Below are 16,957 nucleotides of genomic sequence, written 5' to 3'. Positions count from 1 at the left end.
GTTGTTCGGCGTTGTTTCGTCCAGCGTATGATATAAATATCCTTTGCCGATAAATCTGAAATAAGAATAGAGCGCCCAGAGGCGTCTAAAATTGCCGGAATACAGACGAATATCAAAAAGATAAAATAGGATGTTTCAGTAGGGTATCAGTGACAATGCCTGCCATGAGTGCGGTAGACTGGTTTGGATTAATCGCACCGTACGCGATATTCTTCGTGCTGTTGGTCGTGTACTACTTCTGGGAAGGGAAGCGAGAACAGCGGATTCGGGAACGCTACGACGAGGAGGCCGACCATGCAAGGTAGCGCCGGCGGTATCGCGGGCGATGCCGGCATCTGGGTGCTGGGGACCTTCGGACTCTACCTGCTGGTTCTGCTTGGCATCGGCCTGTACTCCTCGCGGTTCATGGATTCGGTCGGCGATTACGTCATCGGCGGCCGGGAAATCGGTCCCGTCGTGACCGGGTTCTCCGAGCGCGCCTCCGAGATGAGCGGTTGGCTCACCCTCGGCGTGCCGGCCAACGCCTACGGCACGGGAATCATGGCCTTCCTCAACGGATTGGGCATGATTCCGGCCGACCTGTTCGCGTGGGCCGGCATCGCCAAGCGCCTGCGCAAGTACACCGAAATCGTCCAGTCGGTGACGCTCCCGACGTTCTTCGAGACGCGCCTCGGCGACGACACCGGCCGGGTCAAGGGCGTCTCGGCCATCGTCCTGATGCTGTTCGAGGGCGGGTACGTCGGTGCCCAAATCGTCGCGGCCGGGACCTTGCTTCAGATTCTGACGGGCATCCAGCCGTGGGTCGGCATCGTCGTCGGCGGCATCATCGTCATCGGCTACACCTTCCTCGGGGGCTACTTCGCGGTGGCGTGGTCCGACTACTTCCAAGGGGCCATCATCCTCGGGGCGTTCATCCTGCTCCCCGTCATCGGGTTCACCAACATGGGCCTGCCCTTCGACGAGGTGGCGCAGGTCGGTTCGGGCGGCCTGACGAGCATCACCGCCGGAGCGACCGGATGGGCCGCCGTCTTCGGCATCCTGAGCTACGCCGCCATCGGCCTCGGGGTGCCCGGCAACCCCCACATCATGGTCCGGTTCATGGGCATCGACCGGGTGAAGAACGTCCGCCTCGCGGCGCTCGTCGCCCAACTGTTCATGTTCGTCGCGTACATCGGCGCGGCGCTGGTCGGTCTGTACGCCATCGCCATGTTCGGCAACGGAGCCATCGAGAACGGCGACAAGGTGATGCCGATGCTCACCCTCGAACTCCTGCCGGGCGCGGTGGCCGGCATCGTCCTCGCGGCGGCGCTGGCCGCGATGATGTCGAGCGCCGACTCCCAGCTTTTGGTGGCGACCAGCGCAATCGTCGAGGACGTGTACCACGGTTTCCTCGACAAGGACGCCAGCGAGGAGGAACTCGTTCGCTACTCCCGGTACGTCACCTTCGGACTCGGGACCGCCAGCGTGGCGTTCGCCTACCTCGCCAAGAGTACGCCCATCTACACGCTGGTCTTAGACTACGCGTGGGGCGGATTGGGTGCCGCAATCGGCCCGACGGTCATCGCCACGCTCTGGTGGAAGCGTGTGACCGCCAAGGGGTCGCTCGCCAGCATGATAGTCGGCGCGTCCACGATGGTCCTGTGGACCCAACTCCCGACCATCCTCGGGGCGGTCGGCATGATGCCCGCCGAGTCCTCGGCGTTCTGGTACGGCCTCGTGACGGTTTACGGCCTGTTTCCGGCGTTTATCGTCTCGGTGGTCACGCTGGTCACGGTGTCGCTGGCGACCGAACCGCCCGCCGGCGTGGACGACCACTTCGACGTGTTCGATAAGCCCCTCTCGGCGGTTGTCTCGGCCGACGGGCAGGGCGAGGGCGTGCCGGACTACGCGACCGACGGCGGCAGTAGTTCGGACACCTCGCCGAAGGTCGTAACCGAGGCCGACAACATCCGCGGCCACGTCGCGGCCTCCGGCTACTGGGAGGACGACGATGAGCGCTGAGACTGCGACTCCGGAGTCAGAATCTCCCGAGCGTCCCCATCCCCTCGCGGGCAGACACCACGACGAGGTTGAGTTGGCGGTGTTCCCGCCCTCCATCGCCCGCGAGGAGGTCACGTCGTCGGGCCGGGTCGGCGCGGTAGCCTACCCCTACCGGGTGTACGAGGCCGAAATCGAGGTCGAGCGGCCCTTCCTGTCGCCCCGGCGCGACCGGCGAATCGTCAGCGTGGACTGCTCGCGCAGACTCGCGCTCCGGGCCGACGAGGTACCAGCGTTCGAGACTCGGACGATTGCGGATGCGCTGGTCCTCCCCAGCGAACTCTCGCCCGAGGAGGCCGACGAGAAGGCCCGAGATGCCGCGTTCAAGTGGACGCTCCGGACCTCCATCCTCAGCGACGTGCCCGAGGTGGAGTTTGGCCGCGTGGCCGACGCCTACAAACTGTTCTGGATAGCCGAGCGCCCCGACGGCGACGTGATTCTCGACAGCGTTCGGGGAACCGAGCGTCCGCTAGAGGGCTGAGTCGGCCGTTCGCCCGACTTGGATTCTCTCTGGTCGGCCGTCACACTGGTTGAGTCATAATCAGTCCATCGACCCCGCGCCGGGCCAGCGCCCACGCCAGCACTCTGGAATCGACCGGCCACGCGTGGACCTCCATCTCCTCGGCGTGGGCGCGCTCCACGAGGTCGGTCGCAAAGCAGAGCGTCCAGTGAGGGTTGGCGTACTCGCAGTCGAGCGTCGTCGCGGTCTCGAAGTTGGCCTCCGGGCGCACGTCGAAGTTGAACGCCAGCGAAATTTCGTCGTCCAGCATCCGAACTCGCCAGAGCGGGTCGGGGTGGAGCGACGAAATCACCACGTCGTTCGGGACGGTCTCCAGCACCGCCAGCAGGTCGGCCACCACGCCGGTCTCCTTGATTTCGAGGTTCAGGCCCACGCTGGCGGGGATGGCCTCCACCACCTCCGAGAACAGCGGGATGCCCCAATCCGAGTCCTCGACGCTGAGGTCGGCGAGTTCCGTCGCCGAGAGGTCCGCGACTTCGCCCCGCCCGTCGGTGACGAGTTCGACCTCGTTCCAGTGACACACGACGAGTTCGCCCGACCCGCACCGCTGGACGTCGAGTTCCACCGCGTCGGCGAACCGCGAGGCGCGCCGGGCCGCCGTAACCGTGTTCTCGGGATGCTGTTCGCCGAATCCCCGATGGGCGGTTATCTGCACGTCCCGACGTTCGGGGCGCAGTAGCAAGGCGTTGGTGGCAGGTCGGGACCCGACCGGCCCAGCGCGAGGAGGCTCGCCGATCGAGACAACTACCGCTATCTTTCGGACATAAATAGTTGTCTCAGACAAACGTATCTGATTCCCTCGCGCCGATGGCGGTCGAACGATAGCCGTCGCTCCGACGCCGAAGAAAACGGAAAAGCGAGTCCGAACCGCGTTAGGTCGCTACTCGTAGAGCCACGTCTCGTCGATGCGCTCGTAATCGACCAGTTCCTCGTCGTCGAAGAACAGGTCGATTTCGCGCTCGTTCGCGCCTTCGTCCTCGTGGTCCGAACCGTGGATGACGTTTCGGCCGAGGTCGAGTCCGTAGTCGCCGCGGATGGTACCGGGCGCGGACTCCGCGGGGTCGGTCTCGCCCATCATCTTGCGGACCTGACGGGTCGCGTCCTGACCTTCCCAGACCATGGCGAAGACGGGACCGGACGTGATGAAGTCCACGAGGCCGTCGAAGAACGGCTTGCCCTCGTGTTCGCCGTAGTGTTCGTGAGCGAGGTCCTCGCTCATCTGCATGAACTTGCCGGCGACCATCTTCAGACCGCGCTCCTCGAATCGGGAGACGATGTCCCCGATGAGGCCGCGCTGAACGCCGTCGGGCTTGACCATCACGAAGGTTCGCTCGGTCTCGTCGCTCATTATTGGGCCTCCTCGGCACCGCCGTCCTCGGTCCATTCGAGGTCTCGGGGCTCGCGGCCGAGGTCGGCGTTCTTCTCGCACTTCGCCGAGCAGAAGTGGACGGTACTGCCGTCGGTGTGGACGAACATCGTGCCCGTGCCGGGTTCGATGTCGTCGCCACAGAAGTCACAGACTCGGGATTGGGGCATTAATTACTGACCTCCGATGGAGTCGGCTTCGCGGGCGGTTTCGCGCAGTTGTAGCACGTCGCCCTCTCTGACGGGGCCGAGGCAGTTCCGCGTAATGATGCGGCCCTGATTCTCGCCCTCACGGATGCGGCACTTGACCTGCATGGCCTCGCCGTGCATCCCCGTCTTGCCGACGATTTCGATTACTTCGGCGGGCGTGGAGCCTTCTTCTTCAGTTTCCTCTGCACTCATGACTCAACCACCTCAGCGGAGTTCCTCGACCTTGCCGGCGATGTCCTCGATGTCGTCTTCTGCCTCGCCGGAGTCGGTGACGGCCGCGGCGGCACTACCGACTTCCAGCCCAGCGGCGTGACCGATGTCGTCCTGCGTCTCGACGAAGATGAAGGGGATACCCTTCTCGTCGGCGAGTTCGGGCAGGTGCATGACGATTTCCTCGGGCTGGACGTCCTCGGCGATGAAGACGAGCTCTGCGTTACCGCGCTCGACGGCCTTGGTCGTCTCGTTGGTTCCTTTCTTGACGGTACCGGTGTCTCGTGCGACCTCGAGCGCCTCGACGGCGCGGTCTTGAAGGTCGGCGGGAACGTCGAAGTTTACGTATACTGGCATAGGTTGTTCACCTCCCTGCACGTCGGCTCAGGCTCCCCTGCCGGGCAAATCCTGTGCGGCTAGGAGCATCATCAACCGCGCGCAGGTCGTACCCTTTCGTAGTTCGTCCCCCCTTAAAAGCGCTTTCAAATGCCTCAGGGGCGTGCGAAAGGAACACAAAGGGACGAGGACTGCGGTTACGAAACTGGCTTCCCTCCGTCGGGCCAACTCCCGAACATGAACTTCGCCGAGGTCGTCTCTGCGCTCCGCGAGGAGGCCGAGGCGACCAACGAGCGCAGACTCCTCGTTCTCACAGGCGAGCGAGACGCCTGCTATTCGACAGCCGACCGGGCGCTCGACGCTGGCGACGTGGACCGCGCCGAGACCACGCTGGTCGGCACCGGGAAACTCGGCTGTGAGCGCGTCGGCCCGAATCGGGCCGACCGACTCCTCGGAACCACCCGCGAGTGCGTCGTCTTCGACGCCCACGCCGATTTCCGTCCCAACGCGCTCGGTCGGGTCGTCGGCGCGGTGGACGGCGGTGGCCTGTTCGTCCTCTTGACGCCGGTCCTCGACTCGTGGCCCGACGAGCGCACCGACTTCGACGCCACGCTGGCGGTGCCGCCTGACGACATCGATTCGGTCTCGGGCAACTTCCGGCGGCGGTTCGCCGAGACCCTGCGCGCCCATCCCGGCATCGCAATCGTAGACGCGGATTCGGAAATGGTCGAAAAGGACGGGCTAACCCACCCCAAGCCGCGGCTCTCGTCCGGCGACGAAGCACTGGAACTCCCCGAAACGCACGCTTTCCCCGACGCCGCCTACGACGACTGTCTCACGGGCGACCAGATAGAAGTCGTTCGGGAGTTGGAGACCCTACGCGACGGAGGCGACGAAACTCGAAAAACCGCGGTCGTCGTGGAGGCCGACCGCGGCCGGGGCAAGTCCAGCGCGGCGGGCCTCTCTGCTGGGAGTCTCGCCGCCGAGGACGCCGACGTGTTGGTCACGGCCCCGGAGTACCGGAGCGCCCGCGAGGTCTTCATCCGGGCGGAGGCCCTGCTGACCGAGTTAGGGTACGAGGTCGAGACCGACCACGACCCGCCCCGGACCATCGAAATCCCAGACGGCGGACGCATCAGATTCGCCGACCCGACCGAGGCTGAGGACCTCCTCGGGGATTCGAGCAGTTCCGGCGATTCCGACGGGTCGAAATCGCGGGACGCTCCGGCAGACGCCCCGGATGTCGTCTTCGTGGACGAGGCGGCCGCGCTCTCGGTCCGCCTGCTCGAACGATTTCTGGCCGCGCCCCGAGTCGCGTTCACGACGACGATTCACGGCTACGAGGGCGCGGGCCGGGGGTTCTCGGTCCGGTTCCGGGACCGACTGGACGAGAGCGACCACGAGGTCCGCGAGGCCCGACTGGACGAACCCATCCGGTACGCCGAAGGCGACCCCGTGGAGGTCTGGGCCTTCCGTGCGCTTCTCCTCGACGCCCGGCCGCCGGTGGATGCGGTCGTCCGGGACGCGAATCCCGAGTCGGTCGAGTACCGGACCTACACCCCGGCAGACCTGCTGGCGGACGAGACCCTCCTTCGGGAGGTGTTCGGCCTGCTCGTGCTTGCCCACTACCGGACCGAACCCGACGATTTGGCGCGACTCCTCGACGCGCCGAATCTGGCGGTCCGGGCGCTGGTCCGGAACGACGAGTCGTCCCGGACGGCCAGACAGCACGTCGTCGCCGTCGCCCTGCTGGCCCGCGAGGGAGGACTCCCCGCGGACGTGCGCGAAGAAATGTACGAAGGGGGCCGCGTGCGGGGCAACATGCTCCCCGACGTGCTGACCTCCCAACTGCGCGACGAGGAGGCCGGCGTCTCGGTCGGGCGGCGCGTCATGCGCATCGCCACGCACCACGCGGTCAGGTCCCGCGGACTCGGTTCGCGCCTCCTCTCGGAGATTCGCCGGGAGTTCGAAGCCGAGTTGGACTGGCTTGGGGTGGGATACGGAGCGACCCCCGAACTCCTCCGGTTCTGGCAGAGGAACGGCTACCGGACCGTCCAACTCTCGACCACGCGCAACGACACCAGCGGGGAGTACTCGGCACTGATGCTCGACCCGCTCTCGGAGGCCGGCGCTGACCTCCGCGAGCGCCACTCGCGGTGGTTCGCCTCCCGAATCGGGTCGATGCTGGCCGACCCCCTGCGGGACGCCGACCCCGACGTGGTTCGGGCGCTCCTCCGGTCGGTCGAGGCCCCCGTCTCGCTCGACCTGTCGGACTGGGACTGGCGAACCGTCGCGTCGAGCGCCTACGGGCCGGGACTGTACGACGCCGCTCCGAGGCCCTTCCGCCGGATTGCGCTCAAACACTTCGTGGAGGGTGGCGGCGCGCTCTCGGACCGCGAGGAGCGCCTGCTGGTCCGGAAAGTCCTGCAGAGCCACCCGTGGCCAGCGGTCGCCGACGAACTCGGGTTCCACTCGGCGGGTCAGTGCATGCGGGCGCTCGGCGACGCCTACGAACCGCTGGTGGACCGGTACGGTACCGAGACTGCGCTGGCGGAAAAACGCCGCTACGAGGAGTAAAGCGAGTCGAGCAGTGGGACCGAGCAGTCGGGAGCGGTCGGACCGAGCGGTCGGGTCGATTGGAATCAGTCGGTCTCCTCGATTCGGATTTTCTCGCCGCCGAGGACGGTGACCAGACAGTCGGCGTACTCGAACACGAGATGGCCGCCGTGCCGAGACTGGCCGCCGACCGTCTCGCCAAAGAGGTCGTCCAGCGCGTCGGGGTCGAGGGCGTCGTTCAGCGGGGGTAACTCGACCGGTTCGCACTCGTGGACCTCCGAGACGGCGTGAACGACCGTTTCGCTCGGCCGCTCGCCCACCACCTCGAACTCCCAGTCCACACCGCCGCCACCGGTGGCTCGGCCGTTGTTCATACTTGACAGGTAGGGCGCAGGGATAGTGAATCGAAGGCTTTCGCATGTAGCCTCTTTAAGCCGAGCGCCGGGACGGCGCGACAGAAGTCGAGCAGGGAGGAGGTGAGTGGGCGAGTAGGTGAGTGGGTGAGTGGGCGAGTAGGTGAGTGGGTGAGTGGGCGAGTAGGTGAGTAGGTGAGCGGGCGGGTGGGCGTCAGTCGAGGGCATCGGTAAGCCGATGTGAATCGGGACCGTAGTCGCCGGCGATGGAGTGCGCCGAATTGGACTGCTCGCAACCGGCGGCGGTTCGCCTGCACGTCCCGTGGGACGAGAATCGGGTCGTTTGCGCGGCCCACGGGCGAGTACTGGCCCAACAGGACGGGGTAGTTGCGGACCCGCTGGAGGACTCGGACGGAGACTGGCCGTGAAGACAGACGTATTTATTCCAATACCTAAGCAATATTTTTGATTCTTAGACAACGATTAGGATGTCTTGGGCGGTTAGATGCGCGCGAGGAGGTCAGCGACGACGAGATGCGGTCCCAGTAGCGGGGAAGCGTCGGCAATCGCTGGCGGCCCGAGAAAGCGAAAATACCGATCTATTCGTGAGCGAAGTAGGCCACGCTCTCGTCGCCCTCCTCGTGGTCGTCGACGCGGACGAAGCCCACGCGCTCGAACTGGACCATCTCGTCCTCGTCGGTGTCGCGGAAGCCCGGTTCGGCGTAACCAATCTGGTCGCCGTGGATGGTCCGCATGCGGGTCAGCACCGCGGTGTCGGCCGGGACCCAGTGAATCACGTCCACGCCCTCGTCGCGGACCGCCGAGATGTCGTCGCCGGCGTACTCGAAGGTCTCGCCGTCTCTGCGGAAGCATCCGAAGCCTTTGAGCCAGATTCGCTCGCCGTCCTCGGGTACGTCGCCCTCCTCGATTCGGACTCGGTTGCCGGCGTCGATGTCGCGGGTGCCCCGGTCGTCGTGTTCGGGGTGGACCGGCGGGTGGGCAGTCTCGGGATGGTCGCCAGCGAGAGTGAAATCGGCGTGGTCCTCGCGGACGAAAAAGTAGCGGTCGGCGTCGTCGTCGATGATGTCGCGGTTGTTCGAGTAGACCGTACTCATCGCCAAATCGACGTTACTCGTGGAGGTGCCGAGTTCGACCATCGCGTCCACGATGGCCTCGCCGCGGATGCCCCGGCGCTCGACGCTCGGCAGGGTCGGGGCGCGGGGGTCGTCCCACCCGTCGAGTTCGCCCTCCTCGATGAGTTCCCGAATCGTGGAGGTGGACATCTTCACGTCGTACTCGTCCACTTGGACGTGGCCCCAGTGGATGACCTCGGGGTACTCCCAGTCGAAGTAGTCGTAGACGAACTGCTGGCGCTTGGCGGAGTCCTGCAAGTCGATGCCCCGGATGATGTGGGTCACGCCCGTCAGGTGGTCGTCCACGCCCGACTGGAAGTCGAGCATCGGCCAGCACCGGTAGTCCTCGGCCTCCTCGCGGGGATGGGGCGTGTCGATGATGCGGAAGCCAACCCAGTCGCGCAGGGCCGGGTTCTTGTGTTCGATGTCGGTCTTGACCCGGAGGACCATCTCGCCCGACGAGTACTCGCCGGCTATCATGTCCTCGAACTCCTCGGCCGTAGTCTCGGTGTCCTTGTCCCGGTGGGGGCAGGCCTCGCCCGAGTTCTTCATGTCGGAGAACTCCTCGCCAGAGCAGGAACAGGTGTAGGCCCCGCCCTTCTCGATGAGGTCCCGCGCGTGGTCGTAGTAGGTTTCGAGGCGGTCGCTGGCCCGGTACACGTCGGCGGGGTCGAAGCCCAGATACTCGATTTCCTCCAGAATCTCGTCGTAGGCCCACAGCAGGGGACGCTTGGTCTCGGGGTCGGTGTCGTCGAACCGGACGATGAACTCGCCGTCGTACTCGTCGGCGTAGGTGCCGATGACTGCCGGCATCCGGGCGTGACCCATGTGCCACGGGCCGTTGGGGTTCGGGGCGCACCGCATCCGAATCTCGTCGTACTCGTCGGCGTTGGGCAGGTCGGGCAGGATTTGGTCGTCGTCCTCGTCCTCGCTCTCGATTTCTTCGAGTCGGTCGGGCGCGAGTTTGGCGAGTCGTTCCCGGCGCTCCTCGACCGACGAGTCGTTGACCTTCGAGACCACCGGGCCGATGACGCCCGGAATCTCGTCGCCGTGCTGGCGGAAGTCGGGATTATCGCCCATCAGCGGTCCCATGATGGCTCCCACGTCGGCCTCGCTCTCGTGTTTGACCGCGTTGACGAGGGCGTGTTTCTCTGCCTCCGTCTCGATTCGCTCGCGGAGTTCGTCGTTCATTACCCTCCGTTTGGACGGTCCTCGGGAAAACTGAACCGGATTCGATTCACTCGGGGGTCAGCAATCCTTTCGGGGAGACCAATCAATCAACTAACCAAGACCCTTACGTTCGCGGGAGCGTACCACCTCCAAAGCGTGACTTCCGAACAGACTTCACCCGCCGACCCCACCCATCCTATCGACGAGACGACGAGGCCCGCCGGGACCCGGACCATCCGGGTCGTCTACGTGGACGACGACGACCCACCGCCGGCACTCGCCGACGCCGCCGACATTGCCCTCACCGCAGTCTCGTCTGCCCGAGCGGCCCGGAGTCGTCTCGCCGCCGACGGGAGCGTCGATTGCGTCGTCAGCGAGTACGACTTGCCCGAGACCGACGGGTTGGGCCTCCTCGAAGCGGTCCGTCACGACCACCCGAACCTCCCGTTCGTCCTGTTCACCGACTCGGGGAACGAGGAGGTCGCCAGCGAGGCCATCGGCATGGGCGCGACCGACTACCTTCCCAAGAGCGCGGGCGGCGAGCAACTCCGCGAGCGAGTCGGCCGGGCGGTGGCCGCTGTCAGCGTCGAAACCGAATCGGGCGTCTCGGGCGACCGACTCCGGGAGTTGACCAACGCTTTCCCGGACGTGGCGTTCATCATCGACGAGAACGGCCGGTATCTGGAGGTCATGTCCGGCCCGGACACCGAGGACCTCCGGACGGTCCAACAGGAGCAGTTGGTGGGAACTCGGCTTCACGACGCCTTCCCGACTTCGCGGGCAGACACCTTCCTCAACCACATTCGGACTACGCTCGAAACCGGCGGGGTCGAGACCATCGAGTACCGGGCCGAGACCGCCGGAGGAGAACGGTGGTACGAGGGCCGGACCGCGCCGCTGGGCGAGACCATCGACGGCCGGGAGGCGGTCGTCTGGGTGGCCCGCGACGTGACCGACCGCCGGGAGAGTCAGCGCGAACTCGCCGCGAGCAGAGACGAACTCACTCGCCTCACCCGCATCAACGGCCTGATAAACAGCATCGTCCAGTCGCTGGTGGCGTCGGCGACCCGCGACGAGATAGAGGAGACCGTCTGCGAGGGACTGGCGAACTCGGAGTTCTACCAGTTCGCGTGGGTCGGCGGGCCGTGGGTCAAAGACGAGCAGATGGCCCCGAGTACCGTGGCGGGCGTCGAGCGCAGCCAAATCGAGCGACTCGTCGAAGCCACCAGCGCCCGAGTGGACGCCGAAAACGCGTTCTCTCAGGTCGTGGACGGAAACGAGTCGGTGGTGATTCCGGACATCGCCGACGCCGAGTACCTGTCGGAGCGCGAGCGAGAACTCATGGCGGAACTGGAGATGTCGTCGGCGGTCCTCATCCCGTTGACTCACGGCACGACGAACTACGGAATCCTCGGCATCAGCGGGGCGTGTATCGGGACGTTCAGCGACCGGGAACTCACGGCACTCGAAACGCTCGGAGAAATCGTCGGGTTCGCCATCAACGCGGTCAAAAACCGCAACCTCATCCTGTCGGACACCGCCGTCGAACTGGAGTTCCGCGTCGAGGACCCCGGTCGCGGGTTCGGTCTCATCTCGGCGGAACTCGGCTGTCAGTTCTCGCTGGAGGGCGTCGTCGGCCTGTCGGGCGACCAACTGCTCGAATACGTCGGCGTCGAGGGGGCCGACCCGGACGCTATCACCGACCGAATCGACGACTCCCCGACGGTCGAGGAGTACCGCGTCGTCTCCGACGACAACCAGAAGTGTCTCCTCGAAATCAAGCCCTCCAACTCCGGGGTGAGCCAGTTGGTCAAGACCGGAACGGTCGTGAAGTCAGCGACCGCCGAGGAGGGCGTCGTTCGATGCGTCGCCGAGGCCTCCTCGGACCTGAGCGTCCGGAGCGTGGTCGAGGAGTTCCAGACGACCTACCCCGGTGCCGAACTCGTCAGCAAGCAGGAGATAGACAGGCCGGTCCACACGGGTAGGGAGTTCCGCCAGACGCTGGCCGAGAAGTTGACCGAGAAACAGCGGACCGCGCTCCAGACGGCCTACTTCGCGGGCTACTACGAGTACCCGCGGGAGAGTACCGGCGAGGAGGTCGCCGAGTCGCTCGGCATCTCGTCGCCCACCCTCCACCAGCACCTGAGCGCGGCCCAGCGCAAACTCGTCGCCACCTTCTTCGACCACCAATAGTTGCCTTAGTGAACGTTCGTTCAACCTCTAAAACAGTTGATATTCGGCGTTTGACACGCTCTACGGCTATTGCCTTACTATTGAGGCATGGGTTTGTTGTCCCCTCTGGGTATAGAGTTGGATGGAGGTCACCCGCCATGAACAACGATTCGCTCCGGACGAGTATCGAGGGCGACCACGCCCTCCAGAACGGTCGCGCAGTCACCACGCCCTCGTTCGATACGCTCTTCGACCTCCTCGCGGATAGCCGCCGCCGCTACGCGCTCTACGCGCTGGTCGGAGCAGAGGACGGTCTCGCCGACGTGGAGACGTTGGCCGACGAGGTTGCAATGTGGGAAGCCCGCACGGGAGACGACCCGATTACGGAGGAACTCCGAGACGAAATCGGAGAGGAACTCCGCGAGACGCACCTCCCGTGTCTGGCCGAGGCCGACATCATCGAATACGACGGCCGGAGCGACGTCGCCCGCTACTGGCGACAACCGACGCTCGAAGAGTATCTCGAACACACTCACTACAAGGAATTCCCGGACGAGTAATCGTCCGGTCCCGCTGACGCTCGCCCTCCACGCTTCTCTCCCTTCGTTTCAGCCGACTGATTCGGTCCTTCCGTAGCTCTTTCGCTGTTTGGCCCCACTACTTCATTCTATAGGACTTGTATCTCGATATTAGGAATACGTATTCAATCTGCTACAGACTCCATCTTTATTCCTTCAACAACTCTCTCGTCGTCTAAAACATATTTTTCGTTCTCTACACTTTAGATTTCTGTCTCTAACAGTTGCGGCTGGCGAGGACACCCGACGAACTCGACTGCGAAAAATCAGCAGGAGAGTCAGTACCCGCGCTCGATGAGGTAGTCCGCGATGCCTTCCAGCAGGTCGCGGGCCTCGTTCTCGGGCAGGACCGACAGTCGGTCCTTGCCGCGCGTGACCAACTCTTGGGCACGCTGTTCGGCGTACTCGATGCTTCCGGCCTCCTCAAGGCGAGCGACGGCCTCGTCGATTTCGTCCTCGGTGACGGCGTCCACGTTGTCGGACTCGACCAGCGAATCAACGTCCACGCCCTGTTCGCGGGCGTGGAGCGTGATGATGGTCTGTTTCCCTTCAACGAGGTCGCTCCCGCGCTGTTTGCCGAGTTTCTCGCTCGGCACGGTCAGGTCCAGCACGTCGTCCTGAATCTGGAAGGCCCGACCCACTTCGAGACCGTACTGGTAGAGTTCCTCGATGGTCTCGTCGTCGGCACCGACGACGATGGCCGGGATAGTCGCCGTCGCACCGTAGAGGACGGCGGTCTTGTGTTCTATCATGTCGAGGTACTCCTCGGGAAGCACGTCGTCGCGTCCCTCGAAGGACATGTCGAGGGCTTGGCCCTCGCAGATATCGGTGCAGGCCTTCGCCAACACTTCCATCGACTCCACGATGCGGTCCGGCGGCACGTCGGCCCGAGTGAGTATCTCGAACGCCTTCGAGTAGAGCGTGTCGCCGGCCAGAATCGCCGTCGGCGTGTCGTACTCCCGGTGGACCGCCGGGACGCCCCGGCGCAGGTCGTCGTCGTCCATGATGTCGTCGTGAATCAGGGTGAACGACTGGATGACCTCGATGCCGACTGCGGCCGACATCAGGTTTACCTCCTCGCCGGTCACGTCCGGGAAGTTCCGGTAGTCGAGGTCTGCCGGTCCGGCATCCACGTCCGCGAGCGCCTCGCCGACGAGGAGCAGGACAGTCGGCCGGAGGCGCTTGCCGCCCGCTTCGAGCAGGTAACGGGCGGCCTCGTAGAGACGCTCCGGTTCGTCGATGGGCAGTTCCTCGTCGATGGCGTCGTTGATGGTTTCGCGTCGCTGTTCGACCGCTCCCATCACCTGCTCTTCTAGTGTTTCGGCGCTCGCGTCTGTCATGGTATCGTTATTCGGCGAGTTGGATGAGGTTTCCGTTGCTCGTCACGTGGATGTCCCGGCCCAGTTTGTACCCCTGACTCTCACACAGGTCAACGTAGGGCGCGAAGCCTTTCATATCTTGGTGGGCGGGGATGATGTTCTTGGGTTGGAGCGCGTCGAGCATCTCGTAGTGGCCCTCCTCGCGGAGGTGGCCCGACACGTGGATGTCGTCGTAGATGCGCGCACCCTGCATCTTCAGGAGGCGCTCGGACTGGTAACGCTGACCTTCGTTGGTCGGTTCGGGAATCACGCGGGCCGAGAAGATGACCTTGTCGCCGTCTTCCAGTTCGTAGGGCGTCTCGCCCCGGCCCATTCGAGTGAGCATCGCGCGAGGCTCACCCTGATGACCGGTGACGATGGGGAGGTAGTTCTCCTTGCCCTCCTTCATGATTCGCTTGAACGTGCGGTCCACCGACTTGCGATGGCCGAACATACCCATATCCTCGGGGAAGTCCACGAAGCCGAGTCGTTCCGCGGTGCCCGAATACTTCTCCATCGAGCGACCGAGGAGAACCGGTTCACGACCAATATCGTGAGCGAACTCCACGAGGCTCTTGACGCGAGCGATGTGGCTGGAGAACGTCGTCGCCACGATACCGCCGTCGTAGTCCTCGATGGAGGTCATCACGTCTTTGAGATGGCGACGAGCGACCGACTCGCTCGGCGTCCGACCCTTTCGGCCGGCGTTCGTACAGTCCTCGATGTAGGCCAGCACGCCTTCGCCCTCGCGGCCGATTTCTCGGAACCGCTTCATGTCGATGGGGTCGCCCAGAACCGGCGTGTGGTCCATCCGCTTGTCGAGACCGTAGACGACTGCGCCCTCCGGCGTGTGGAGGACCGGGTTGATGGCGTCGATGATGGAGTGAGTCACGTTGACGAACTCCAGTTCGACCTGCCCGGAGTCGCCGATGGACATCGTTTCGCCCGCGTCCATCTTCACGAGGTCGTTCTCGACGCCGAACTTCTCCTCGCCCTGAATCTGCTGTTTGACCAGTTCGATTGTGTAGGGCGAGGCGACGACCGGTGCGTTGTACCGGTGTGCCAACTTCGAGATGGCTCCGATGTGGTCGAGGTGGCCGTGAGTCGGGACGATGGCCTGCACGTCGCCTTCGAGGTCCGACATCACGCGGTCGTCCGGGATGGCCCCCATGTCGATGAGGTCCAGACTGTGCAGTTTCTCGGTCTCTACGTTGTCGTGAAGCAGTACCTTCGAGAGGTTCAGCCCCATGTCGAAGATGACAACGTCGTCGCCTGCTCGCACGGCAGTACACTGCCGCCCAACTTCTTCGTAACCGCCGATGGTTGCAATTTCGATTTCCATAGTTTCACCTTATGTACGCAAAGCCACGCTCGGTGGCGAAGCCATCCTTGTTTTCGTGGCGGCCACACCACGTGGCGTCCGTACTCACGTAAACCTGCGCGCGGCGTCACGGTCCCGGCCGCGGCGTCTTACAGCCGTCGGAAGGACCGTGCGGTGGCGCGAGCCACGTCCCGGCGCGCTATCGGTCTATGGGTGATTTACGCGTCCCGGTAATAAAAACTGCCGGGATTAACCGAGCGCGACGAACGTATGAGAGTTTCGGTTTCTATAACATTCAAAATGTGTGCAACAAACCCGTATTCGGGCTACAAACGTCGTAAGCCGGAGCGGACGAGGTTTAAATAGCAGAACGGGGTGAACTCCGGCCGGACGCTTCGCATGGTCGCTCGGAGACGGGGCCGAGGACCGCCAGTCCGACTACCCCGAAAGGGCTGAGACAAGAACGCCAGCGGCCGTGCCGACGGGCCGCCGGAGGACCACGACGAGCGCCAGCGGTATCCCCACCGAGAGGGTCAGGATTCCGCCGCCGAAAATACCGCCGGCAGTTCCGATGTAGAGGGTATGGAGACTCGCACTCGCCAGTAGGAGTGTTATCGCTCCCAACACACCGACGACGAGCGCGGCAACGCCTTCGACGAGCGAGCCAGCACCGAGACCATCGGAGACTGCTCCGACCAGCGTGACGAGGCCGAGGAGTCCGGGGACGACGAGTTCGGGGTTTACCGGGAAGCCACCGAGCGTCGGCCACGCCGGATACGTGACGGGGAAGTCCGTCGTCAGGACCACCACGATGGCGAGGACCGCAACTGCGAGCGCCAACTCGACAGTTCTGCGGACCGACCGGTCGAGAGCGGTCATTCTCAGTCTCGCCCGTCGATTCGCGTGCCGGGACTCCCGCCCGCGAGGAAGTTCCGGAGGTCGTCGGGACCGAAAATCGTGGCGGGCGCGCCGAGCGACAGCAACGCCCGGACCTTCCCGGCCATCCCGCCGGTCACGTCGGTCGCGTCGCTCCCGCCGAGGAACTCGGCCACCTCGTCGTAGGACCGGATTTCGGGAATTACGTCCTCTTCGTCGTCCAGCACGCCCGGCACTGTCGAACAGAACCCCACGCGCTCGGCGTCGATGTCCTCGGCGACGGCCGTGACCACTTCGTCGCCACTGAGGACGCTGATGCCTTCGCCCTCGTGGACCACGCCGTCGCCGTGGAGGACCGGGACGAACTCCTCGCCGAGCATGGTCTCGACCTGCTCGGTCATCAGCGACAGGTCCGCCTCGCGGTTCCGGCAGGCCGCCGAGAAGGGGTGGACCGGTACGGCGGGCACGTCCCGGTCGTGGAGGCGCGACAGGACGAACTCGTTGAGGGTCTTCATCGCGCCGTGGATTTCGAGGGCCGCACCCGCGTCGTCGGTGCCCTCGGTCTTCGAGACGCCGTGTTTGCTGGCGTAGTGGTGGCCGAAGCTTCCGCCACCGTGGACTACCACGAGGTCAGAGACATCTCCGTTCGCAAGCGCGTCGGCGATGGCGTCTGCGGTGCGATTCAGCGCCGGGCCGTCGAGCGCCTCGGCGCGGTCCTTGTCCGTGATGACGCTCCCGCCGAGTTTGACGATAGTGGTCATC

Annotated in this window: 18 protein-coding genes; 7 read left to right on the top strand and 11 right to left on the bottom strand. The window is 64.6% G+C overall.

The features are described 5' to 3' along the window. Positions 1 to 164 precede the first annotated feature (164 nt). The 3 genes from P2T57_RS04925 to P2T57_RS04915 are packed head-to-tail and all read left to right on the top strand — an operon-like array spanning position 165 to position 2,518. Positions 165 to 305, top strand: a complete 141-nt coding sequence (locus P2T57_RS04925) for a hypothetical protein (RefSeq protein ID WP_276301374.1) — start codon at positions 165 to 167, stop codon at positions 303 to 305. Further along, complete coding sequence (locus P2T57_RS04920) at positions 295 to 2,001, top strand: sodium/proline symporter (RefSeq protein ID WP_276301373.1); 1,707 nt, start codon at positions 295 to 297, stop codon at positions 1,999 to 2,001. The genes P2T57_RS04925 and P2T57_RS04920 overlap by 11 nt, the downstream gene beginning before the upstream one ends. Next, positions 1,991 to 2,518: a hypothetical protein gene (locus tag P2T57_RS04915; RefSeq protein ID WP_276301372.1), complete on the top strand. Its 528-nt coding sequence runs from the start codon at positions 1,991 to 1,993 to the stop codon at positions 2,516 to 2,518. Before P2T57_RS04920 ends, P2T57_RS04915 begins: the two co-directional genes overlap by 11 nt. Positions 2,519 to 2,558: 40 nt before the next feature. Here the strand turns inward: P2T57_RS04915 and P2T57_RS04910 are convergent, their stop codons facing one another. The 5 genes from P2T57_RS04910 to rpl7ae all read right to left on the bottom strand — a co-directional run bounded on the left by P2T57_RS04910 (position 2,559) and on the right by rpl7ae (position 4,699). Then, positions 2,559 to 3,239, bottom strand: coding sequence for a glycerophosphodiester phosphodiesterase (locus P2T57_RS04910; RefSeq protein WP_276301371.1), 681 nt, complete (start codon positions 3,237 to 3,239; stop codon positions 2,559 to 2,561). Between the two features lie 198 nt (positions 3,240 to 3,437). Next, positions 3,438 to 3,905, bottom strand: a complete 468-nt coding sequence (gene ndk, locus P2T57_RS04905; RefSeq protein WP_276301370.1) for a nucleoside-diphosphate kinase — start codon at positions 3,903 to 3,905, stop codon at positions 3,438 to 3,440. Beyond that, positions 3,905 to 4,093, bottom strand: coding sequence for a 50S ribosomal protein L24e (locus P2T57_RS04900; protein WP_276301369.1), 189 nt, complete (start codon positions 4,091 to 4,093; stop codon positions 3,905 to 3,907). Before P2T57_RS04900 ends, ndk begins: the two co-directional genes overlap by 1 nt. A 3-nt stretch (positions 4,094 to 4,096) precedes the next feature. Further along, a complete protein-coding gene (locus tag P2T57_RS04895) occupies positions 4,097 to 4,324 on the bottom strand; it encodes a 30S ribosomal protein S28e (RefSeq protein ID WP_115796086.1) in 228 nt (75 codons plus the stop codon). Positions 4,325 to 4,336: 12 nt separating this feature from the next. Beyond that, the gene (gene rpl7ae / locus P2T57_RS04890) at positions 4,337 to 4,699 is read right to left on the bottom strand and encodes a 50S ribosomal protein L7Ae (RefSeq protein WP_276301368.1); all 363 of its coding nucleotides are present in this window, start codon (positions 4,697 to 4,699) and stop codon (positions 4,337 to 4,339) included. Between the two features lie 216 nt (positions 4,700 to 4,915). Between rpl7ae and tmcA the strand changes: the two genes are divergently transcribed. After that, positions 4,916 to 7,255: a tRNA(Met) cytidine acetyltransferase TmcA gene (tmcA, locus tag P2T57_RS04885; protein WP_276301367.1), complete on the top strand. Its 2,340-nt coding sequence runs from the start codon at positions 4,916 to 4,918 to the stop codon at positions 7,253 to 7,255. Between the two features lie 65 nt (positions 7,256 to 7,320). Here tmcA and P2T57_RS04880 read toward each other — a convergent pair whose 3' ends face one another. Next, on the bottom strand, positions 7,321 to 7,608 hold the full coding sequence (locus P2T57_RS04880) for a DdfA family disk-determining factor (protein WP_276301366.1): 288 nt from the start codon (positions 7,606 to 7,608) through the stop codon (positions 7,321 to 7,323). Between the two features lie 245 nt (positions 7,609 to 7,853). On the opposite strand from P2T57_RS04880, the gene P2T57_RS04875 reads away from it, so the two are divergent. After that, positions 7,854 to 8,015: a DUF8014 family protein gene (locus tag P2T57_RS04875; protein WP_276301365.1), complete on the top strand. Its 162-nt coding sequence runs from the start codon at positions 7,854 to 7,856 to the stop codon at positions 8,013 to 8,015. A gap of 171 nt (positions 8,016 to 8,186) precedes the next feature. Here the strand turns inward: P2T57_RS04875 and P2T57_RS04870 are convergent, their stop codons facing one another. After that, positions 8,187 to 9,911 (bottom strand): glutamate--tRNA ligase, encoded by a 1,725-nt coding sequence (locus tag P2T57_RS04870; protein WP_276301364.1) that lies wholly within the window; start codon positions 9,909 to 9,911, stop codon positions 8,187 to 8,189. Positions 9,912 to 10,046: 135 nt separating this feature from the next. Between P2T57_RS04870 and P2T57_RS04865 the strand changes: the two genes are divergently transcribed. Then, the gene (locus tag P2T57_RS04865) at positions 10,047 to 12,083 is read left to right on the top strand and encodes a bacterio-opsin activator domain-containing protein (RefSeq protein WP_276301363.1); all 2,037 of its coding nucleotides are present in this window, start codon (positions 10,047 to 10,049) and stop codon (positions 12,081 to 12,083) included. Positions 12,084 to 12,220: 137 nt separating this feature from the next. Continuing rightward, a complete protein-coding gene (locus P2T57_RS04860) occupies positions 12,221 to 12,622 on the top strand; it encodes a DUF7344 domain-containing protein (protein ID WP_276301362.1) in 402 nt (133 codons plus the stop codon). 296 nt (positions 12,623 to 12,918) lie between these two features. On the opposite strand, the gene idsA3 is transcribed toward P2T57_RS04860, so the two are convergent. From idsA3 to P2T57_RS04840, 4 genes are all read right to left on the bottom strand, one after another. After that, a complete protein-coding gene (idsA3, locus tag P2T57_RS04855) occupies positions 12,919 to 13,980 on the bottom strand; it encodes a geranylfarnesyl diphosphate synthase (protein ID WP_276301361.1) in 1,062 nt (353 codons plus the stop codon). Between the two features lie 7 nt (positions 13,981 to 13,987). Beyond that, positions 13,988 to 15,340, bottom strand: a complete 1,353-nt coding sequence (locus tag P2T57_RS04850) for a ribonuclease J (protein ID WP_276301360.1) — start codon at positions 15,338 to 15,340, stop codon at positions 13,988 to 13,990. 417 nt (positions 15,341 to 15,757) lie between these two features. Beyond that, entirely contained in the window at positions 15,758 to 16,198 is a 441-nt protein-coding gene (locus P2T57_RS04845) for a hypothetical protein (RefSeq protein WP_276301359.1), read from the bottom strand. Between the two features lie 2 nt (positions 16,199 to 16,200). Beyond that, complete coding sequence (locus P2T57_RS04840) at positions 16,201 to 16,956, bottom strand: isopentenyl phosphate kinase (RefSeq protein ID WP_276301358.1); 756 nt, start codon at positions 16,954 to 16,956, stop codon at positions 16,201 to 16,203. Position 16,957: the final 1 nt, after the last annotated feature.

It is taken from the genome of Halorussus lipolyticus (genome assembly GCF_029338375.1).
GTDB classification, from domain to species: domain Archaea; phylum Halobacteriota; class Halobacteria; order Halobacteriales; family Haladaptataceae; genus Halorussus; species Halorussus lipolyticus.
This window is presented reverse-complemented; position numbering and strand designations above follow the sequence as displayed.

Bases quoted from the DNA above. Each gene is read 5' to 3' on its own strand.
- P2T57_RS04895 (WP_115796086.1), bottom strand. From the start codon at position 4,324: ATGAGTGCAGAGGAAACTGAAGAAGAAGGCTCCACGCCCGCCGAAGTA.
- P2T57_RS04850 (WP_276301360.1), bottom strand. From the start codon at position 15,340: ATGGAAATCGAAATTGCAACCATCGGCGGTTACGAAGAAGTTGGGCGG.
- P2T57_RS04915 (WP_276301372.1), top strand. From the start codon at position 1,991: ATGAGCGCTGAGACTGCGACTCCGGAGTCAGAATCTCCCGAGCGTCCC.
- P2T57_RS04875 (WP_276301365.1), top strand. From the start codon at position 7,854: ATGGAGTGCGCCGAATTGGACTGCTCGCAACCGGCGGCGGTTCGCCTG.
- P2T57_RS04860 (WP_276301362.1), top strand. From the start codon at position 12,221: ATGAACAACGATTCGCTCCGGACGAGTATCGAGGGCGACCACGCCCTC.
- P2T57_RS04925 (WP_276301374.1), top strand. From the start codon at position 165: ATGAGTGCGGTAGACTGGTTTGGATTAATCGCACCGTACGCGATATTC.
- P2T57_RS04845 (WP_276301359.1), bottom strand. From the start codon at position 16,198: ATGACCGCTCTCGACCGGTCGGTCCGCAGAACTGTCGAGTTGGCGCTC.
- ndk (WP_276301370.1), bottom strand. From the start codon at position 3,905: ATGAGCGACGAGACCGAGCGAACCTTCGTGATGGTCAAGCCCGACGGC.
- P2T57_RS04840 (WP_276301358.1), bottom strand. From the start codon at position 16,956: ATGACCACTATCGTCAAACTCGGCGGGAGCGTCATCACGGACAAGGAC.
- idsA3 (WP_276301361.1), bottom strand. From the start codon at position 13,980: ATGACAGACGCGAGCGCCGAAACACTAGAAGAGCAGGTGATGGGAGCG.
- P2T57_RS04880 (WP_276301366.1), bottom strand. From the start codon at position 7,608: ATGAACAACGGCCGAGCCACCGGTGGCGGCGGTGTGGACTGGGAGTTC.
- P2T57_RS04900 (WP_276301369.1), bottom strand. From the start codon at position 4,093: ATGCCCCAATCCCGAGTCTGTGACTTCTGTGGCGACGACATCGAACCC.
- tmcA (WP_276301367.1), top strand. From the start codon at position 4,916: ATGAACTTCGCCGAGGTCGTCTCTGCGCTCCGCGAGGAGGCCGAGGCG.
- P2T57_RS04870 (WP_276301364.1), bottom strand. From the start codon at position 9,911: ATGAACGACGAACTCCGCGAGCGAATCGAGACGGAGGCAGAGAAACAC.
- P2T57_RS04920 (WP_276301373.1), top strand. From the start codon at position 295: ATGCAAGGTAGCGCCGGCGGTATCGCGGGCGATGCCGGCATCTGGGTG.
- rpl7ae (WP_276301368.1), bottom strand. From the start codon at position 4,699: ATGCCAGTATACGTAAACTTCGACGTTCCCGCCGACCTTCAAGACCGC.